The organism is Lampropedia hyalina DSM 16112 (genome assembly GCF_900129055.1).
Taxonomy (GTDB): domain Bacteria; phylum Pseudomonadota; class Gammaproteobacteria; order Burkholderiales; family Burkholderiaceae_C; genus Lampropedia; species Lampropedia hyalina.
Genome location: NZ_FQUZ01000001.1, coordinates 105,525 through 124,358, shown reverse-complemented (window position 1 = coordinate 124,358; position 18,834 = coordinate 105,525). Strand labels below are relative to the sequence as shown.

The 18,834-nt window shown below is 61.1% G+C and carries 16 protein-coding genes; 5 read left to right on the top strand and 11 right to left on the bottom strand.

Features of this window, described 5'->3' with window-relative positions:
• Positions 1-56 precede the first annotated feature (56 nt).
• The gene (locus BUE21_RS00485; RefSeq protein ID WP_073353317.1) at positions 57-656 is read right to left on the bottom strand and encodes a nitroreductase family protein; all 600 of its coding nucleotides are present in this window, start codon (positions 654-656) and stop codon (positions 57-59) included.
• Between the two features lie 251 nt (positions 657-907).
• Between BUE21_RS00485 and BUE21_RS00480 the strand changes: the two genes are divergently transcribed.
• Positions 908-1,450: a sigma-70 family RNA polymerase sigma factor gene (locus tag BUE21_RS00480; RefSeq protein ID WP_073353315.1), complete on the top strand. Its 543-nt coding sequence runs from the start codon at positions 908-910 to the stop codon at positions 1,448-1,450.
• A 15-nt stretch (positions 1,451-1,465) separates the two neighbouring features.
• Positions 1,466-2,485, top strand: a complete 1,020-nt coding sequence (locus BUE21_RS00475; protein ID WP_073353313.1) for a FecR domain-containing protein — start codon at positions 1,466-1,468, stop codon at positions 2,483-2,485.
• A 53-nt stretch (positions 2,486-2,538) separates the two neighbouring features.
• Here BUE21_RS00475 and BUE21_RS14630 read toward each other — a convergent pair whose 3' ends face one another.
• Complete coding sequence (locus BUE21_RS14630; protein ID WP_159435776.1) at positions 2,539-2,724, bottom strand: hypothetical protein; 186 nt, start codon at positions 2,722-2,724, stop codon at positions 2,539-2,541.
• Positions 2,725-2,834: 110 nt separating this feature from the next.
• Between BUE21_RS14630 and BUE21_RS00470 the strand changes: the two genes are divergently transcribed.
• Together BUE21_RS00470 and BUE21_RS00465 are read left to right on the top strand one after the other, a co-directional pair.
• Complete coding sequence (locus tag BUE21_RS00470) at positions 2,835-5,369, top strand: TonB-dependent siderophore receptor (RefSeq protein WP_073353312.1); 2,535 nt, start codon at positions 2,835-2,837, stop codon at positions 5,367-5,369.
• Between the two features lie 23 nt (positions 5,370-5,392).
• Positions 5,393-6,466: a YncE family protein gene (locus tag BUE21_RS00465; protein WP_073353310.1), complete on the top strand. Its 1,074-nt coding sequence runs from the start codon at positions 5,393-5,395 to the stop codon at positions 6,464-6,466.
• Positions 6,467-6,538: 72 nt separating this feature from the next.
• Here the strand turns inward: BUE21_RS00465 and BUE21_RS00460 are convergent, their stop codons facing one another.
• Entirely contained in the window at positions 6,539-8,056 is a 1,518-nt protein-coding gene (locus BUE21_RS00460; protein WP_073353525.1) for an acetyl-CoA hydrolase/transferase family protein, read from the bottom strand.
• A gap of 255 nt (positions 8,057-8,311) precedes the next feature.
• On the opposite strand from BUE21_RS00460, the gene BUE21_RS00455 reads away from it, so the two are divergent.
• A complete protein-coding gene (locus tag BUE21_RS00455; RefSeq protein ID WP_073353523.1) occupies positions 8,312-10,210 on the top strand; it encodes an ATP-binding cassette domain-containing protein in 1,899 nt (632 codons plus the stop codon).
• A 15-nt stretch (positions 10,211-10,225) separates the two neighbouring features.
• Here the strand turns inward: BUE21_RS00455 and BUE21_RS00450 are convergent, their stop codons facing one another.
• The 8 genes from BUE21_RS00450 to bamA all read right to left on the bottom strand — a co-directional run bounded on the left by BUE21_RS00450 (position 10,226) and on the right by bamA (position 18,815).
• A complete protein-coding gene (locus tag BUE21_RS00450; protein WP_073353308.1) occupies positions 10,226-11,494 on the bottom strand; it encodes an MFS transporter in 1,269 nt (422 codons plus the stop codon).
• 335 nt (positions 11,495-11,829) lie between these two features.
• Positions 11,830-12,456, bottom strand: a complete 627-nt coding sequence (gene rnhB, locus BUE21_RS00445; RefSeq protein WP_073353306.1) for a ribonuclease HII — start codon at positions 12,454-12,456, stop codon at positions 11,830-11,832.
• Positions 12,440-13,597, bottom strand: a complete 1,158-nt coding sequence (gene lpxB, locus BUE21_RS00440) for a lipid-A-disaccharide synthase (RefSeq protein ID WP_268767810.1) — start codon at positions 13,595-13,597, stop codon at positions 12,440-12,442. The genes rnhB and lpxB overlap by 17 nt, the downstream gene beginning before the upstream one ends.
• A gap of 112 nt (positions 13,598-13,709) precedes the next feature.
• Positions 13,710-14,504 (bottom strand): acyl-ACP--UDP-N-acetylglucosamine O-acyltransferase, encoded by a 795-nt coding sequence (lpxA, locus tag BUE21_RS00435; RefSeq protein WP_073353303.1) that lies wholly within the window; start codon positions 14,502-14,504, stop codon positions 13,710-13,712.
• 25 nt (positions 14,505-14,529) lie between these two features.
• Positions 14,530-14,976: a 3-hydroxyacyl-ACP dehydratase FabZ gene (gene fabZ / locus BUE21_RS00430; RefSeq protein ID WP_073353301.1), complete on the bottom strand. Its 447-nt coding sequence runs from the start codon at positions 14,974-14,976 to the stop codon at positions 14,530-14,532.
• A 5-nt stretch (positions 14,977-14,981) separates the two neighbouring features.
• Positions 14,982-15,977, bottom strand: a complete 996-nt coding sequence (gene lpxD, locus BUE21_RS00425; RefSeq protein ID WP_084522579.1) for a UDP-3-O-(3-hydroxymyristoyl)glucosamine N-acyltransferase — start codon at positions 15,975-15,977, stop codon at positions 14,982-14,984.
• Between the two features lie 19 nt (positions 15,978-15,996).
• Positions 15,997-16,509 carry an OmpH/Skp family outer membrane protein gene (locus BUE21_RS00420; RefSeq protein ID WP_073353518.1) on the bottom strand — a complete coding sequence of 171 codons (513 nt, stop codon included), beginning with the start codon at positions 16,507-16,509 and terminating at the stop codon, positions 15,997-15,999.
• A gap of 11 nt (positions 16,510-16,520) precedes the next feature.
• Positions 16,521-18,815 (bottom strand): outer membrane protein assembly factor BamA, encoded by a 2,295-nt coding sequence (gene bamA / locus BUE21_RS00415; RefSeq protein WP_073353299.1) that lies wholly within the window; start codon positions 18,813-18,815, stop codon positions 16,521-16,523.
• Positions 18,816-18,834: the final 19 nt, after the last annotated feature.

The window sequence follows — 18,834 nt, the reverse complement described above, 5'->3', positions numbered from 1 at the left end:
CCTTGTGGGAGCTGCCACCCGATTGGTGCTCAGGCAGGTGACAGCGAATGCTTGCTTCAACGGAAGGTCTTGAAGCGCACAGCGTCGTCGATGTAAGTCTTCTCGCCGAAAGGCTGCTCGTTGGAGCCGAAGGGCAGTTGTGCGCGCAGCTTCCAGCTTTCGGGCAGTTCCCAGGTCTTGGCGACTTCTGCATCGATCAGCGGGTTGTAGTGTTGCAGACTGGCACCGATGCCAGCGTCTGCCAGCACCGTCCAGACAGCCAGTTGTGCCATGCCGCCCGATTGTTCGGAGAAGATCGGGAAGTTGTCGGCGTACAGCGGGAATTGCTGTTGCAGATCGGCCACGGCCTGCTGGTCTTCAAAGAACAGCACGGTTCCGGCACCGGCGGCAAAGGAATCCATTTTTGCATCGGTGGAAGCGAAGCTCTCGGCGGGCACGATGGCGCGCAGGGTTTCGCGGGCGATGTTCCAGAGTTTCTCGCTGGCGGCACCGAACAGAATCACGGCGCGGGAGGTCTGCGAGTTGAAAGAGGAAGGGGCCAGGCGCACGGCTTCGTGCACCAGTTTTTCCACTTCGGTTTCGGAAATCGGCAGGTTCTTGCCCAGGGCATACTGGGTGCGGCGGCGGGTCAGGGAGGCGATAGCGGCGTTGCTCATGGTGACAGTCCTTGGTTCAGGTGAAAGCGAAAAACGGTCATTGTGGGCGAGGGATGCGGAAACGACCGGGTACGCAGTCATTGTGCCGCAATGCAGTCAGGGTTTTCGCGCGGTATCTGGGACAGTCTGTGTGCGCCAGTGTGCCTCTGGGCTGGCGATGAGGCCGAGGCGGTGTTTTGCTGCCGGTATGCAGGGTTTTATATAAAATGAAAATTATTTGTATTTGATGTGGTGCGTAATCACACTTCTTCATGACCACTGCTGCCCACGCTCCGATTGCCAGTCTGTACCGTGACCACCATCGTTGGCTCCATGCGTGGTTGCTGCGGCGGCTGGACAATGAGTGCGATGCTGCCGACCTCGCACATGATACTTTTCTGCGCCTGCTCAAAGTGCACACGATGCCGGTTTTTCACAGCACCGGCGAGGCTCGGGCCTATTTGCGCACCACGGCCAGCCGTCTGTGCATCAATCTGTGGCAGCGGCAGGAGGTCGAACGCTCCTGGCAGGAGACGCTGGCTGCTCTGCCGCCAGACCATTACCCGTCTGCGGAGCGGCAGGCCATCATCCTTCAGGCATTGGAAGAAGTCGCTGCCATGTTGCGCTCCTTGCCGCCCAGAGTAGCCAAGGCTTTTCTGCTGGCTGAAGTCAGCCAGATGACCGACGCGGAAGTGGCGGCCCGGTTGAAAATCTCGGAACGCACCGTGCGCAACTATGTTGCGCAAGCCATGCTGGCATGCCTGAAGCTGCAAGCACGCGATACTGTGCAGCAACTCTCACGTATGCCGACCTGAAGGGCGTTGGTTCGCATGATTCGCTCCCGGCGCACGATTCCGCCCCCTGCCACATCGGCAGAGGCTTCCACTGATGCGGTACTGGCTGAGGCCGCAAACTGGTATGCGCAACTGCGCGATGGCCGCGCCAGTGCCCAGCAGCAGCAGCGTTGGCAGGAGTGGTTGCAGGCCCAGCCCCAGCACCGCCATGCGTGGCAACAGGTGCAAGCCATTTCCGGCAGCTTCATGCCGATTCGCCAACTGCCCAATGCCGAAAACACTGCCGAGCAACTGGAGACCACCAGCCAGCGTATCCGTGCCATCACGCGCCGCCGCCTGTTGCTGGGCATGGCCACGGTGGTGGGAGTCGGCTCTGTGGGCTGGGTCGTGTGGGGGGATGAGCGCGTGCCAGCCGTCGTCATGGCATGGCAGGCGGAGCAGCGTACGGGCATTGGCGAACGACGCAGCATTACCCTTGCCGACGGAGGTACTCTGTGGTTGAACACCGATACTGCCATCGATGTGGATTACCGTGCCGGGCTGCGGCGCATCGTGTTGTACCGGGGGGAAATTCTGGTGGAAACCGCTGCCGATGCACAGAACCGTCCTTTTGTGATTGACAGTCCGCATGGCCGCTTGCGGGCCGTTGGTACCCGCTTTGGTGTGCATCTGCATGAGCGAGCCACCGAACTGACCGTGTTGGATGGCCGCGTGGCCATTCATACGGTTGGCCACCAGACGGCCATGCTGGGAGCAGGCCAGTACACGCGCTTTACCGCCGAACGCATCGAGGCGACGCAGACCACCGATGCCAGTGCCCAGGCATGGACGCAAGGTGTACTGGTGGCACACGATATGCCATTGGGCGAGGTCATTGCCGAACTGCGCCGCTATCGCCACGGCCAGATCGTGCTGGCCCCAGGGTTGGAGACATTGCGGGTTTATGGCAGTTTCCCATTGGACGATACCGACCGCGCTCTTGCCATGATTGCCCAGGTGCTGAAGTTGCACCTGCGTCGCCGCTTGCCTTGGCGTGTCAGTGTGGAACCAAGCTGAACATTGGAAGAAGTATTTTTTACATTTATTTTTAATGTTGAAAATCAATTGGTTTAAATGATTTTTAAGCTATTTTCCGCATCTTTCTGAGAAAACCATTGCCGGGTTGGCATGGCCAGGCTGTTTCTGATGGTGAGGGGGCTGTTTTCTGGCCCCGGTTTGTTTGCTTTTGATTGCCACAGAAGGAATCCCGACCATGCCATTTCTCCATCGTCTGAAGTGCCTGCCGCTTCATCCACCCACCCTGACCTTGGCCCGCCAGAGGGTCTGTGCGGCTGTTCCTGCCACTGCCCGAAAGCGGTATCTTGCCGCGGTCTCGCACATGCTTGTCGTGGCCGGCGTTGCAGGTATGACTGCCTGGATGCCACATGCCACGGCACAAGGTATATCGGAGCCGTCCCACAGCGACGGCAGTGTGCAGAGCCGCCGTCTATACCAGATACCCGCCGGGCCGTTGAGTGCGGTGCTGACCCGTCTGTCGGTGGAAACGGGCATTCGTCTGGCAGGTGCATCCGCCGAAGCGCAAGATACCCAGAGCCTGGGTGTGCAAGGTCGCCACAGTATTGCCAGCGCACTCGATGCTGCGCTGGCAGGCACCGGGCTGGAAGCCGTGCGGCAGTTGGATGGCAGCTATCTGCTGCACAGACGGCAGGCGTTGCCGGAAGTGAGCGTGATCGCCAGCCCGACAAGCCCTGCCGCCGCTGTGGCCAGTGCCTTGCCGGAAGTATGGGTGACGGCAAGCCCTCTCGCGAACCCGCGAACCGAGAACAGTGGCAGCTACACGGTGCAGGCTGTTTCGGTTGGATCGAAGATCGAACAGCCTTTGCGCGATGTGGCCCGGTCGATTTCCGTGCTGACCCGCCAACAGCTCGACGACCAGCAGATATTGCATTTCAACGATGCCCTGCTGATGCTCCCAGGTATCACCAGTGTGCCGGGGCAGAGTGAATTGGCCGATTCTTACTATTTGCGCGGGCACCGGCTGAGCAATATTCTGGTCGATGGCAATCTGGCCAAGGATCGGAACCAGTATGACCAATCGACCAACACCAGTATGTCGAAATACGACAATATCCAGCTTCTCAGGGGGCCGGATGGGCTGTTTGCCGGCAGTGGCGAACCTTCCGGTACGGTCAATCTGGTGCGCAAGAAGCCGTTGCAGGACTTCCAGCTCAAGACGAATCTTTCCACAGGTTCATGGAGCAACCATCTGGCGGAGGTGGATATCAGCACTCCACTCAACCAGAGCCAGACTATCCGTGGGCGTTTGGTGGCATCGCGCAACGATACCGAGAAGTTCTGGGATAACGCGCATCAGAAAAAGTCCATGCTGTATGGCGTGATTGATGCCAATCTTGGGCCAGCTACCCTTCTGACAGCGGGCTTCAGCCGCGACTGGACGAATGGTGCCGGTGCCGGCTGGGCACCCGGTTTCCCACGCGAATTCAATGGCGCGCCGCTGCCCATTCCCACCAGCATGGGCCTGCCTTCGTATGCCTACAACAACCACCAATCGAAAAACTATTTCTCGACCCTCGAACACCAGTTCGATGTGGACTGGAAGGCCAAACTTTCCGTTTCCAGGACAGAGTCCGAGTCGCATGGCATTCACCCTTGGTATGTGAGCTATGCGGCCACGCCCTGGGAGGAAGCCCGCGTCACACTGGATTCCGGCACTGGTTTTGACCAGGAAATCCAGGCCAGTGCGCTGGATCTCAATCTCCAGGGAAATTTCCGCTTGTTGGACAGGGAGCATCGCATCGTCGCTGGAGCCGATTACCTGAAGACGGAGCATGACGGGCAGGTTTATGCGACCGACAGCAACGCTCCCAACATCACGGACTGGCGGGCCTTCAACCCCGACGATTATCCGCTGACGCAAATTTATGAGCCTTGGTTCATCTACGATGGCTCTACCACTCAATATGGCCTGTACGCCTACGGGCGGTTCCAGGTCTATGGCCCATTCAAGATTGCGTTGGGGGGACGGTATGCCAGCTACGAGTCCGAACGCGATAACCGCTACACCAATCGAAACCAGAGCGACCCGATCACCCCCAACAGGAACCGCAGCATCTTCACGCCATACTGGGCGTTGATGTACGACATTTCGGACCGCTGGACGGCCTACTACACGATGGCCGACAGCTATGTGGACCAGAGCAACTACGTTGCGTCGTCGAGCTTCCGGGAGCTGGATCCCAGCACGGGACAGAGTTTTGAGCTGGGGGTCAAGGGCGAATGGCTGGACAGGAGGCTCAACACCAATATCACCTTCTTCCATACGACACGCGACAACGATGCCGTCAGAACCGGATACGACTGGGGCTACTATGTGCCCGGCAAGGAATGCTGCTACAACGAATCGGGCAAGTACCAGTCCAAGGGAGTCGAATTCGATGTGGCTGGCCAACTGACCCGCAATTGGCACATCAACCTGGGCTACACCTACAACAGCAACCAGGTTGAATTCGGTGATGACAACGGTGAGATTTTCTCCAGCTACACCCCACGTCACATTCTGACCGGGTGGACGAAATACCAGTTGCCATCCACCCTGTCCCGATGGACGCTGGGCGGTGGTGTCCGGCTGCAAAGCAGCTTCTACCGCAGTGGTTCCGTCAATACCTGGAATCCCACGGGTGGGGAAGATGGCAAGGGTGGTTTCGATGGCCCGACCGTGCCTTACCAGTTCATGGAGCCCGGGCGTGCCGTCTGGAGTTCATTCGTCGAATACCGCATCAACAAGCAATGGACTGCGGCACTGAACATCGACAACCTGTTTGACAAACAGTATTTCACATCTGTCGGTTCCGTCAGCTACGGCAATGTCTATGGCGAGCCGCGCAATGTCCGGTTCTCCCTGCGTGGAGTATTCCATTGAATATACAAGATCAAGGAAAAATCATGAACACCATCAAACACTTTATGGCTTTTGGCATTCTGTCGGCATGGCTGGTCGGATGTGCAGGCGATTTTCACCATGCCCAGCCGTCAGCAAGCCCTGAATCAACCGAGGCTTTGCCCACAGTCATTGAAACCGTGCTGGAAGCCGGGCTGTATGAAATCGTCTCCACCTACCGTGGCCCTATCTACGTCAGTGCAGCAGGCAAGGAGCGCGACGACGCTGGCAAGCTTCTGGAGATAGATCCCATCCGGTTGCAGCAGACCCAGCCCATTGCCACCCCCAAGCAGGCCTTTGGGCTGGCCATCAACCGCAAAACCGGCATCGTTTACATCGGCCACACGGTGGATAACATGATCAGCGCATTCGATACGCACACGGGTCAGATACAGGGCAGCGTGCAACTGGTGCGTGAGGATGAGCGCGGTGGTCTGGTGCGTCCAAGGCAGATCGTGGTGGCAGAGGACACCAATACTGTTTATGTCGGCGGGGTGTCGCCCAGCGGAATTGTTTGGGCGATTGATGGCAAGACACTTGCCATTCGGGATGTCATTCATGTGCGCAACAGCATCGGGTTGGCGTACGACGCAGAAAAGAAGCGCGTCTACACGGGTGGCAACGGTGCATGGAATGTGATTGATGCCTCTAAAGGGAAATGGATCGACCGATTCCATATCAAGGATAAGTCCGAGCGATTCCTCATCAATCTGGCGGTGGACAGCAAGGGGCAAAGGCTTTTTGCCGCCGATTACAAATACGGCGATTTGCTGGTCTTCAGCACTGAAACGGGTCAGTTGCTGAAAGTCGTGCCTTCCGGCAAGAATACCCTGGATGTGGCCTATAACCCATTGCGCAATGAAATCTATACCAGCAATCGATCATCCGGCACGGTGTCCATTTTCGATGGAAACGATTACACGTTGAAAAAAGAGGTTCCACTCGGTGGCATCCCCAACAGCCTGGACATCAGTCCCGATGGCAACTTGCTTTTTGTTTCGCTGAAAATGCCTGCCCAGGGAAGCCGGGGCTATCGTGAGGATGAAAAAGAAAGCATCGCCAGAATCGTCTTGAGATGATGCAAAAAAGCCACCTGTGGTAACGCAGGTGGCTTTTTCTCAATCAAGCGATGCAGGCATCTTGCCGCCCGTTCAGGGCTTCATGCTGCCGGTGTCGTTGAAGCGTTGGTGCCACGACAGGGCTTCGTCCAGCAGCATCGGGGTGTGCTTGCCGGGAGCGGTCTTCAGGGCGCGCTCGTAGTAGTCCTTGAGCATGGGGCGGTAGTCGGGGTGGGCGCAGTTTTCGATGACGACCTTGGCGCGCTGCTTGGGCGAGAGGCCACGCAGGTCGGCCAGGCCCTGTTCCGTCACCAGAATCTGCACGTCGTGTTCGGTGTGGTCGGTGTGCGAGACCATCGGCACGATGCAGGAGATGTCGCCTTTCTTGGCACTGGACTTGGCCATGAAGATCGACAGGTAGGCGTTGCGCGCAAAGTCACCCGAGCCGCCGATGCCGTTCATGATGGACGAACCCATGACGTGGGTGGAATTGACGTTGCCGTAGATGTCGGCCTCGATCATGGCGTTCATGGCGATCAGCCCCAGGCGGCGGATGAGTTCCGGGTGGTTGCTGATTTCCTGCGGGCGCAGCACGACCTTGTCGCGGTAGAAGTCGATGTTTTCGGTGAATTCCTTTTCCGCCTCGGGGCTGAGCGAGAAGGCGGTGGCCGATGCGCTGGCCAGCTTGCCGGTGCGCAGCATCTCCAGCATGCCGTCCTGCAACACTTCGGTGTAGGCGGTGAGGTTCTCGAATGGCCCCTTGTTCAGACCGGCCAGCACGGCGTTGGCAATGTTGCCCACGCCCGATTGCAGCGGCAGCAGGTTGGCGGGCAGGCGGCCTTTTTTCACCTCGTGCTCGAAGAATTCGATCAGGTGTCCGGCGATCTGCACGAATTCGGCATCGGCTGGCTTGAACGGGGAGTTGCGGTCGGACTTGTGCGTGGGCACGACGGCAATCACCTTGTTCGGGTCGCAGCGCAGGTAGGGTTCGCCGATGCGGTCGCTGGGCTTGACCATCGGGATGGGTTTGCGTCTGGGGGGCAGGTCGGTGCCGTAGTAGATGTCGTGCATGCCGGCCAGACCCATGCTCTGGCGGTCATTGACTTCCAGAATAATCATGTCGGCCTGCTCCAGCCAGGTCTTGTTGTTGCCCACCGAGGTCGAGGGGATGAGGCGGCCATCGGGCAGGACACCGGTCACTTCCACCACGGCCACGTTCAGCTTGCCGTAGAAGCCAAACCAGACGAACTGTGCGACGTGCGACAGGTGGATGTCGCAATACTGCATGCTGCCTTCGTTGATGCGCTGGCGGGCAATCGGGTCGGACTGGTAGGGCATGCGCATGTTTATGCCATTGACCTTGGCCAGCGCGCCATCGATTTCCGGGGCGGTGGATGCGCCCGTCCACAGGCCGATCTTGAATTCCTTGCCCTGTGCGTGCAGCTCTTCGATGCGTTTGGCCAGTGCCAGCGGCACTTCCTTGGGCGCGCCGGAGCCGGTGAAGCCACTCATGCCGACGTTGGCGTGTTCGGGGATGAGTGCGGCGGCCTGTTCTGCCGTCATGATCTTGTCCTGGAAGCCAGGGTACTGGATGCGGTCGAAGGTGGGCATGGAGTCGTCCTTTTGATTGTCGTCCTTGGATACTGGGAAATCAGGACGCATCCATGCCGACCGCCGAAGCGGGTGGCAAGGCAACACCCTGTTTCACTTTTTTGTGCGGGTGAAATGGTAGCAGCAGTGCCTGAAAACCATTAGGGTTTTTATCTAGGGGTTTTCCATAGGTTTTGCAAAAAAACAGGGGATGACCGCCATGGATGGTTGCTCGCCAAAGCCGCATGGCAGTGGCAAATGCGCATAATCGCGGGCATGGCTCTGATTACCCTGCTCAATATGCAGCTTGCCTTTGGCGATGCTGCCCTGCTCGACCACGCGGATTTCTCCGTCGAGGCCAACGAACGCATTGCCCTGATTGGCCGCAACGGCGCGGGCAAGAGTTCCCTGCTGAAAATCATGGCGGGGCTGCAATACGCCGACGATGGCACCGTGCACCTCCAGAATGGCGTGCGCATGGCCTATGTGCCGCAGGAGCCAGACCTCGACCCCGATGCCAGCATCTTCGATGCGGTGGCGGCGGGCTTGCAGGAAGTCATGCAACTGCGCGAAGCCTATCTGAACGCGCACGAAGGCACCGATCTGGACGCGCTGCAAACCCGCATCGAGGCCGTGGACGGCTGGAACTGGGAGCAGCGCGTGGAAGAAACCCTGCAACGCCTGCACCTGGAGCGCGCTGCCACGGTGGGCACGCTGTCGGGCGGCAACAAGAAGCGCGTGGCCCTGGCTCAGGCCCTGGTGACACAGCCAGACCTGTTGCTGCTGGACGAACCCACCAACCATCTGGACCTGGATTCGATTGCCTGGCTGGAAGGCATTCTGCGCGAGTTTGCGGGCAGCATCGTCGTCATTACCCACGACCGCGCCTTTCTCGACAGCATTGCCACCCGCGTGGTGGAACTCGATCGCGGCATCTTGCGCAGCTACCCCGGCAACTACAGCCAGTACCGCCAGCACAAAGAGCAGCAACTGGCGCAGGAGCTGGTGGAAAACGCCAAGGCCGACAAGTTGCTGGCGCAGGAAGAGGTGTGGATTCGCAAGGGCGTGGAAGCGCGGCGCACGCGCAGCCAGAGCCGCATTGCACGGCTGGAGCAACTGCGCACGCAACGCGCCCAGCGGCGCAATGCCGTGGGCAATGTGCGCATGGAAATTGCCAGCGGAGCCAGCAGCGGCAAGATCGTGGCCGAATTGCAGAACGTCAGCCTGTCCTTTGGCGAGAAGGTGCTGATCCGCGATCTCAGCACCACCATTCTGCGTGGCGACAAGATTGGCCTGCTGGGGCCGAATGGCGCGGGCAAGACCACCTTGCTCAAGCTGATTCTGGGCGAACTGGAGCCGGACAGCGGCACGGTGCGGCGCGGCACCAATCTGCAAGTGGCGTATTTCGACCAGATGCGCGAAGCCATCGACCCCGAGGCCACGCTGGAAGACTTCATCAGCCCCGGCAGCGAGTGGATCGAGATCGGCAACCAGCGCAAGCACGTCAAGAGCTATCTGGGAGATTTTCTGTTCTCGCCGCGCCGCGCCCTGTCGCCCGTCAAATCGCTCTCTGGCGGGGAGCGCAACCGCCTGCTGCTGGCGCGGTTGTTCGCCAGTCCGGCCAATGTGCTGGTGCTGGACGAACCCACCAACGACCTCGACATGGAAACGCTGGAGCTGTTGGAAGAACTGCTGCAAACCTACGATGGCACGGTGTTTCTGGTCAGCCACGATCGTGCCTTCGTCGATAACGTCGTCACCCAGATCATTGCCGCCGAAGGGCAGGGCCTGTGGCGCGAGTACGATGGCAGCGTGCAGGACTGGCTGCTGCAATCGCAACGTACCCAGGCCACTCAACAGGCCCAGCAGGCACAACAGGACAAGGCCGCCCGCTCTGTCAAGTCAGCACCGGCAGCAGCCCTTGCCAGCACCGCCACATCCGCCCCTGAAAACCGCAAGCGCAAACTCAGCTACAAGGAACAGCGCGAACTGGAAGAACTGCCGGCCCGCATCGACGCACTGGAGCAGGAACAGCAGCAAATCCATGCCCAACTGGCCGATGGCAGCCTCTACAGCCGCGACGTGCAGCGTGCCACCGCACTGGCACAGCGTGCCGAGGATATCGAGGAGGCCCTGCTGCACGCACTGGAGCGGTGGTCGGCGTTGGAAGGCTGATGACCTCTGCCGTCATCACTGTGCCGCAGGCGTTGGGGCCGTCGGGGCTGTGGTCTGGGGCAGCAGCATATAGGCCAGCGTGCCCATGCCCACCATGACGGCCATCACACAGAACACCGTGGTGTAGCGGTCGCCCGTTGGCAGTAACGCGCCGGTTTGCCCGGTCAGAAACTGCATGAAGGCCACGCCCAGAAACATGAACATGGTGAACAGGGCCATTGCCCGCCCGGCCATCTCCACCGGGTAGGCATGGCGCACATTCGCATACTGCCAGATGGTACTGCCCATGAAAATCGCCACGGCCATGATGAGCGCGATGCTCATCCCCAGATGCTGCGAAAAGGCCAGCCCCAGAAAACACAGCACCATGCACCCCGGAATCACCGGCAGCCAGCGGCGGCGACGGGCATTGCCGGGATCGAAGCGGCCAAACAGCGAAGGGCTGAACATCGAAATGACCGACAGCACCAGCGCGACATTGCCGCTGAACACCAGCGACTGCCCGAACCGCTCCACCAGAAACGGCCCCAGCCACAGCCCCCGCAACGTGATGAAGGACGCATACACCACGAATACCAGGGCGAGAATCCCGGCGGTCTGGCGCATCCTGAGCAAGTCCACATAGCCCAGCAGGGCCTGACCTACCGAGGGCTTGCTGGCTGGTGGCGCGCTGTCGCCTGCCGTGGTGGCGGGTGTTGGCTCGAACACCCGCCAGAAAATCAGCAGCCATGCCAGCGCGCTCAGCAGTGCCAGGCTGAAGAATCCCCATCGCCAGTTCAGCACTTCCACCAGCCATGCCAGCGGGGTTCCGGTGAAGATCAGCCCCAGACCGCCCAGACCCATGGCAAAGCCCGACATGGCCGCAAACCGTTCCTGTGGGAAATGGCGGGCAATGAACACCGTGCAGACAATGAACGCGGGCGAACAGCCAATGCCAATCAAGGCCTGCCCCACGGTCAGCCCGGTCGGTGACTGTGCCAGCCCGGACAGAATGGCCCCCACTACGGTCAGCGGGAATGCCATCAGAATCGTGCGGCGGATACCGAACAGGTCGATGCACAGCCCCATCAGAAGCTGCATGCCACCGAACGCAAAATGGAACGCGCCAAAAATCACCCCCAGCGCGTTCGCCGACAGCGCGAAGTCGGCTTGCAAAGGGACCGACAGCAGCCCCGCCACCGTGCGGTAGGCCTGACTCAGCGCAAAGCCACTGACCAGCGCGACCAGCATGGCTTGGGTCGAACGCAGTGAAGCAGAAGATGGGGGAGGAGTGGAGGTGGGCATGGCAGTAGGGGAAAAGCACAACAGAGCCGCACCAGCATAGCCGAGAACCGGCGGTGTGCCGCTCCTGCCCAGCATGGGCCGATCAGGGAATACCCGCGTTGCACCCGGTATGCCGACGGGTTTTGTGGGCCTTCCTTAGAACGTGTTTACGATCTAAGGGCAATGCGGCACCAGTAGCACCGTCATTCCGGGCTTGACCCGGAATCCAGTGACGACGTATCAAAAGAACAGCTTGCTTCTCAATGGGATGCCTTGCTGCTGGATTCCCGCTTTCGCGGGAATGACGGGTGCTTTTCTGGACTGAACAGCATGGCCCCGAGATCGTAACCACGTTCTTAACCCGGCTCCCGGGCCAGTGCCTGCCGCACCGGGGCAAAGCTGGCGCGGTGGTAGGGGCAGGCTCCGTGCGTTTGCAGTGCCTGCAAGTGGACGGCGGTGCCGTAGCCTTTGTGGATGGCAAAGCCATATTGCGGAAACTCGGCATCGACGCGCTCGCACCAGTGGTCGCGGTGGACTTTGGCGAGGATGGAGGCCGCAGAGATGGCTGCCACCTTCGCATCGCCGCCCACAATGGCTTCGGCACGCACGGGCAGCACGGGCAGGCGGTTGCCATCGACCAGCACCAGGCGCGGTTTCAGGCGCAGCCCTGCCACGGCGCGCTGCATGGCCAGCATGGTGGCGTGCAGGATGTTGAGCCGGTCGATTTCTTCCACGCTGGCTTCGGCCACGCAGAAGGCCAATGCCTTGGAGCGGATTTCGGCATTCAGCAGCTCGCGCCGTCGGGCGGTGAGTTTCTTGGAGTCGTTCAGTCCGGCAATCGGGTGCAGGTCGTCCAGGATCACGGCGGCAGCCACCACCGGGCCTGCCAGCGGGCCGCGCCCGGCTTCGTCCACTCCGGCGACCAGCAGCGCGCAGGCCGGGTCGTGCCATTTGAAGCACTGCTGTTCAGAGGGGCGCGTCATGGCTCAACACTTTCTCGATGGCCTGTGCCGCTGCATGGGCGGTATCGGCTTGCAGGCTCTGGTGCAGTTCGATGAATTGCCGCTGCAATGTGCTGCGCCGTTGCTGGGCGGTGCCATCCTCGCCCAGCCAGTCCAGCACGGCCTGTCCCAGGGCCTCGGGGGTGGCGGCATTCTGCAACAGTTCGGGCACGACGAAGTCGCGGAACAGGATGTTGGGCAGACCGATCCAGGGCTGCATCTGCTTGCGCCGCATCCACCACGCGCTGGCCGGGTGCATGGCGTAGCTGATGACCATCGGTCGCTTGAACAGGGCGGCTTCCAGTGTGGCGGTGCCGCTGGCAATCAGCGTGACATCACAGGCTTGCAGGGCCAGGTGCGACTGGCCTTGCAGCAGGTGAACGCGCCCTGTCAGCCCGCTGGCCTGCAACTGCTGGCGAATGCTGGCCTCCCGCGCAGGCACGGCAGGCAGCACGATTTGCAGTTCGGGAATTTTTTTCAGCAGCCATTGCACGGCATGCAGAAAACGCGGCAACAGGTATTGCACTTCACTGCTGCGACTGCCGGGCAGTACGGCCAGCACCGGGGCATCTTCGCGCAATTGCAGTTGCCGCCGTGCCGCTGCGGCATTGGGCTGGAGCGGGATGACGTTGGCGAGTGGATGGCCGACGAAGGTGGCGGCAATGCCATGTTCTGCCAGCAGGGCTGGCTCAAAGGGAAACAGGCACAGCACATGGCTGGCGGCCTGGCGGATGGCGTGGACGCGTTCGGGTCGCCAGGCCCAGATGGATGGGCAGACGAAATGCACGGTCTTGATGCCGTGTTGGCGCAGACGCTGTTCCAGCCCCAGGTTGAAGTCGGGGGCATCCACGCCGATGAACACATCGGGTCGCTGGTGCAGCAGTTGGTTGCCCAATGTGCGGCGGATGCGCAGCAGCCCGGCCACGCGCTTGAACACTTCCCAGTTGTAGCCATGCACGGCCAGCCGTTCACTGGGCCATTGCGCCTTGAAGCCCTGTGCCTGCATGTGGGTGCCGCCAATGCCGTGGGCGTGGATGGCCGTCTGCGGCCAGTGTTGCCGCACTCCTTGCAGCAGCAGGCTGGCAAGCAGGTCGCTGGAGGCTTCCCCCGCCACCATGGCCATGTCCAGCGAGGAACGTGGCGAAAGCGGGGAGGGGGGCACTGCATTTGCGCCAGCCTGCGCCATATCCATTCTGCCTGTTGTGAAAAGGGGGAAAGAAGGGGCGGCCGCCGATTCAGCGGGCAATGCCGCGCTCGGCCTGCTGGAGGAACATCAGCATGGCCAGCACGTCTTCCCAGCCGTCGCCCTGTACCAGTTGGGCCTGCATTTCCTGCAACTGGGCACAGGCGGCTTCCAGGCTCAGGCCCTCGCGGTAGAGGACGCGGTAGGCGGCCTTGATGGCGGCCATCTGGTTGCTGCTGAAGCCGCGTCGGCGCAGTCCTTCCACGTTCAGGCCGCGCACACTCAACGGGTTGCCACCGGCCAGCACGAAAGGCGGGATGTCCTGCGAGACGTGGCTGGAGAAGCCGATCATGGCATGTGCCCCGATGCGGGTGAACTGGTGCACGCCCGTCAGTCCGCCGATGATCGCCCAGTCGCCCACCAGCACATGCCCGGCCAGTGCCACGCTGTTGGCCATGACGGTGTGGTTGCCCACCTGGCAATCATGCGCAATGTGGACGTAGGCCATGATCCAGTTGTCATCGCCCACGCGGGTGATGCCACCGCCCTGCGCCGTGCCGATATTCAGCGTGCAGAACTCGCGGATGGTGTTGCCATTGCCTATGTGCAGCTCGGTCGGCTCGCCCGCGTACTTCTTGTCCTGCGGCACATTGCCGATGGCCGCGTGGTGGAAGATGTGGTTGTTTTCGCCGATGTGGGTATGGCCTTCGATGACGCTGTGTGCATCGACGCGCGAGTTCGCGCCGATGCGCACATGCTCGCCGATCACGGCATAGGGGCCGACACTGACCGAAGGGTGCAGGGTGGCAGCGGGATGGACAATGGCGGTCGGGTGAATGGAGGTCACTGGCCGGTACTCGATGCGAAGGGGGTTACTCGGTGTCGAAGGGGCGCATGGTGCACATCAGCTCGGCCTCGCAGACCACCTGATCGTCCACCTTGGCCACGCCCTTGAACTTGTGGATGCCCCCGCGAATGCGGTCGATGGACACTTCCAGCACCAGTTGGTCACCGGGAACCACGGGTTTCTTGAAGCGGGCATTGTCGATGCCCACGAAGTAGAACACCTTGTCGTCGCCGGGAGCCTCGCCCATGGTCTCGAACGAGAGCAGGCCGGCGGCCTGTGCCAGTGCTTCCAGCACCAGAACGCCGGGCATCACGGGCTTGCCGGGAAAGTGCCCGGTAAAAAATGGCTCGTTGATGGTGACGTTCTTATAGGCACGGATGCGCTCACCCAGCACCAGTTCGGTAACTCGGTCCACCAGCAAAAAAGGATAGCGGTGTGGCAACAGTTTCAGGATTTTATGGATGTTCATCATTTTTATTATGGCAGTTGCGATGACAGCGCGGCCAGTTCCTTCTCCAGCGTCTTGATGCGGGTGCGCAGGGTGTTGAGCTGCCGCAGCGAGGCGGCATTGCGTTCCCATTCGCGGTGCTCTTCAAAGGGGTACAGGCCGGTGTACTGCCCTTTTTTGGTGACGGAGCGCGAGATGACGGTGTGCGCCGAAACGTGTACACCATCGACGATGTTCAGGTGGCCGCTCACGCCCGCACCGCCTGCCAGCGTGCAGTGGGCACCGATGGTGCTGCTGCCCGATACCCCGACGAAGGCGGCCATGGCGGTGTGCGCGCCCACCTGTACGTTGTGGGCAATCTGGATGAGGTTGTCCAGCTTCACGCCGTCTTCCAGCACGGTGTCGTTGAGTGCGCCCCGGTCGATGCAGGTATTGGCCCCGATTTCGACATCGTTGCCGATGCGCACGTTGCCCAGCTGCTCGATCTTGACCCACTTCCCCTGCTCCTGTGCAAAGCCAAAGCCATCGGCTCCGATGACTGCACCGGGGTGGATGATGCAACGCTCGCCCACCGTGCAGCCGTAGCCGATGGTGATGCGGGAGGTTAGCACGGTGTCGGCACCGATGCGTGCCCCGGCCTCGACCACGCACAGCGGGCCGATGCTGGCGGTGGGGTGCACTTGCGCCGTGGCATCGACCACGGCACTGGGATGGATGCCCGGTGTGCCTCGCACCGGGTGGCGTTGCCGCCACCACTGGGTCAGCCGGGCAAAGTACAGATACGGGTTGGGCGTGACGATGCAGGCCCCGCGCTCGCGGGCGGCTGCCTCGACGGCAGGCGCGACGATGACACACCCCGCCTGGCTTTGCGCCAGTTGCGAGGTGTACCTGGGATTGCTCAGAAAGGCAATGGCAGTGGGGTCGGCATCTTCCAGTGCCGCCAGATGCCCGATGATGGCCGTCCCATCACCGTGCAGATCGCCCCCCAGTGCCGCGACAATGTCTGCCAGTGTCGTGGTGCTCACACGCGTTCCTTCCGGGGAATCAGCGGCTGGCGTTCAGGGCGTTGATGACCTTGTCGGTGATGTCGTGAACGGGGTTCACATAGACGGCTTCCTGGAGGATGACGTCGTATTTTTCGCGCTCGGCCACTTGCTGCACGACGGCGTTGGCACGTTCGAGCACCAGCGACAGTTCCTCGGTCTTGCGGGCGTTCAGGTCTTCCTGGAACTCACGGCGTTTGCGTTGCAGTTCGCGATCCTGCTCCAGCAGGGTGCGCTGGCGTTGGGTGCGCTGGCTCTCGGACAGGGTGGTCGCTTCACGCTCGAAACGCTCGGAAGCCGTTTGCAGGCTGTTGGCCAGCGTGGTGATTTCCTTTTCCTTGCGCGAGAACTCCTGCTCAAGGCGAGTCTGGGCCGACTTGGCCATGTTGGAGTCGCGCAGGATGCGGTCGGTGTTCACGAATCCGGCCTTGAACTGCTGGGCATGGGCGGGAACCCAAGCCAGTGCGCTGGCAAGAAGGAGAGCAGAGGTGATTTTCAGGGATGTGTTTTTCATGGCTTTCAAATTCAGAATGAGGTGCCGATCTGGAATTGCAATTCTTCGATTCTATCTCCTGCCTGCTTGCGAATCGGGTGTGCGTAGGCCAATCTCAGCGGTCCCATGGGGGAAATCCAGCTCAAGCCCAGGCCGGTGGAGGCGCGCAGGTCGGAGGCGCGCACTTCCTCGTGCTCGCCAAATACGTTACCAGCATCGACGAAGGCGAACAGGCGCAGGGTGCGGTCGTTGCCCGCACCGGGGAATGGGGTGATGAATTCGGCGTTGAGGGTGATTTTCTTGGTACCGCCCAGCGAAGAGCCGATCAGGTCGCGTGGCCCCAGCGTGCCCTGGTCGAAGCCGCGCACGGAACCCAGACCACCGGAGTAGAAGTTCTTGAAGACCGGGAATGGGCGGTCGCCAAAGCCCTTGCCCCAGCCCAGTTCGGTGTTGAAGGCCAGTGTGTATTTCTTGGTCAGCGGCACATACTGCTGAATCTGGTAGTTGGCCTTGATGTAGCGGGTATCGCCGGTGAACGACCATTCGGAGTTGAAACGCTGGTAGCGTCCGGAATTCGGGGCCAGCGCGCTGTCGCGGCTGTCGCGGCCCCAGCCGATGGTCAGCGGGAAGGAGTTGCTGCGGTAGCCGTAGGTATCGGCGTAGTGCAGGTAGGACGCGGGAATGCTGGTGCCGGGCTTGATGCGGTTGCTTTCTGCGCCCATGCCAAAGTACACGGTGTCGATTTCACTGAACGGAACTCCGAACCGTACGCTGCCACCGGCCGTGATCAGCGAGTAGTTGCTGCGCATGTTGTCGTAGGGCTTGTCGGTGCGGTAGTACACGTCCAGCGTGCGCGAGACACCGGACTGGGTGAAGTACGGATCGGTGGTGCTGAACACCAGGGTGCGGCGGTATTCGCTGGTGTTGAGGTCCAGCCCGAGGTAGTGGCCGGTTCCCATGAAGTTTTCCTGCTGGATGCCGAAGGAGAACGAGAGCTTCTCGGCACTGGAGTAGCCTGCGCCCAGTTGCAGCGAGCCGGTGGGCTTCTCGGCTACGGCGATGCTCAGATCGACCTGGTCGGGTGCGCCGGGAATGTCCAGGATTTCCACTTCCACATTGGTGAAGTAGCCCAGGCGGTCCACGCGGTCGCGTGAGAGGCGGATTTTCTCGCCGTCGTACCAGGCGGCTTCAAACTGGCGGAATTCGCGGCGGATGACTTCGTCGCGGGTCTTGGCATTGCCGGTGACGTTGATGCGGCGCACATAGACACGCCGTTGCGGCTCGGCGCGCAGCACGATCTCCACGGTGTTGTTCTGGTGGTTGATGCGAGGCACGGCTTCCACGCGTGCAAACGCATAGCCGTAGTTGCCGAAATGCTCGCTGAATGCCTGGGTGGTCTCGGTGACCTGCGATTCGGTGTAGGGTTGGCCGGGGCGGATGCGCACCAGCGACTTGAATTCGTCGTCGCGGTCCAGATAGTTGCCTTCGAGCCGGATGGCGGAGACCGCCAGTTGCGCTCCCTCACTGACATTGACGGTGATGGAGATGCTTTGCTTGTCCGGCGAGATGGCGACTTGCGTGGAGTCGATCTTGAAGTCGAGGTAGCCGCGTTCCAGGTAGTAGGAACGGATGGTTTCCAGATCGGCATTGAGCTTGGCGCGGGAGTAGCGGTTGGACTTGGTGTACCAGCTCAGCCAGCCGCCAGTGTCCTGCTCCAGCAGGCCCCGCAGGGTGGATTCGCTGAAGGCGTGGTTGCCGGTGAAGCGGATTTCCCCGATCTTGGCCAGGTCGCCTTCCACCACGGTGAAGGTGAGATTGACACGGTTGCGCTCGATGGGCGTGACGGTGGTGACGACCGTGGAGCCGTAGTAGCTGCGGCCCAGGTACTGGCGGGCCAGTTCCTGCTCGGCGCGGTCGGCCAGCGAGCGATCGAATGGGCGGCCTTCGGCCAGGCCGATGTCGCGCATGGCGTTGGTGAGGGCGGCCTTGTCGAATTCCTTGGTGCCGACGAATTCCACGTTGGCAATCACCGGGCGTTCCTGTACCACGACCACCAGCACGTCGCCATCGGCCTCGATGCGCACGTCGTTGAACAGACCCAGCGCGAACAGCGAACGGATGGAGGCGGCGGCCTTGTCGTTGCTGTACTGCTCGCCCACCCGCAGCGGCAGGGAGGCAAACACGGTGCCCGCTTCCACGCGTTGCAGGCCCTCGACGCGGATGTCGCGCACGGTGAATGGCTCGATGGCCCAGGCTTGTGCCGTCAGCACCATGCTGGCAGCGAGGATGCCCGAGCGGGTCATCAGACGTTTGAGAAAGTGATTCATGGAAGATCGTTGGCCTGTG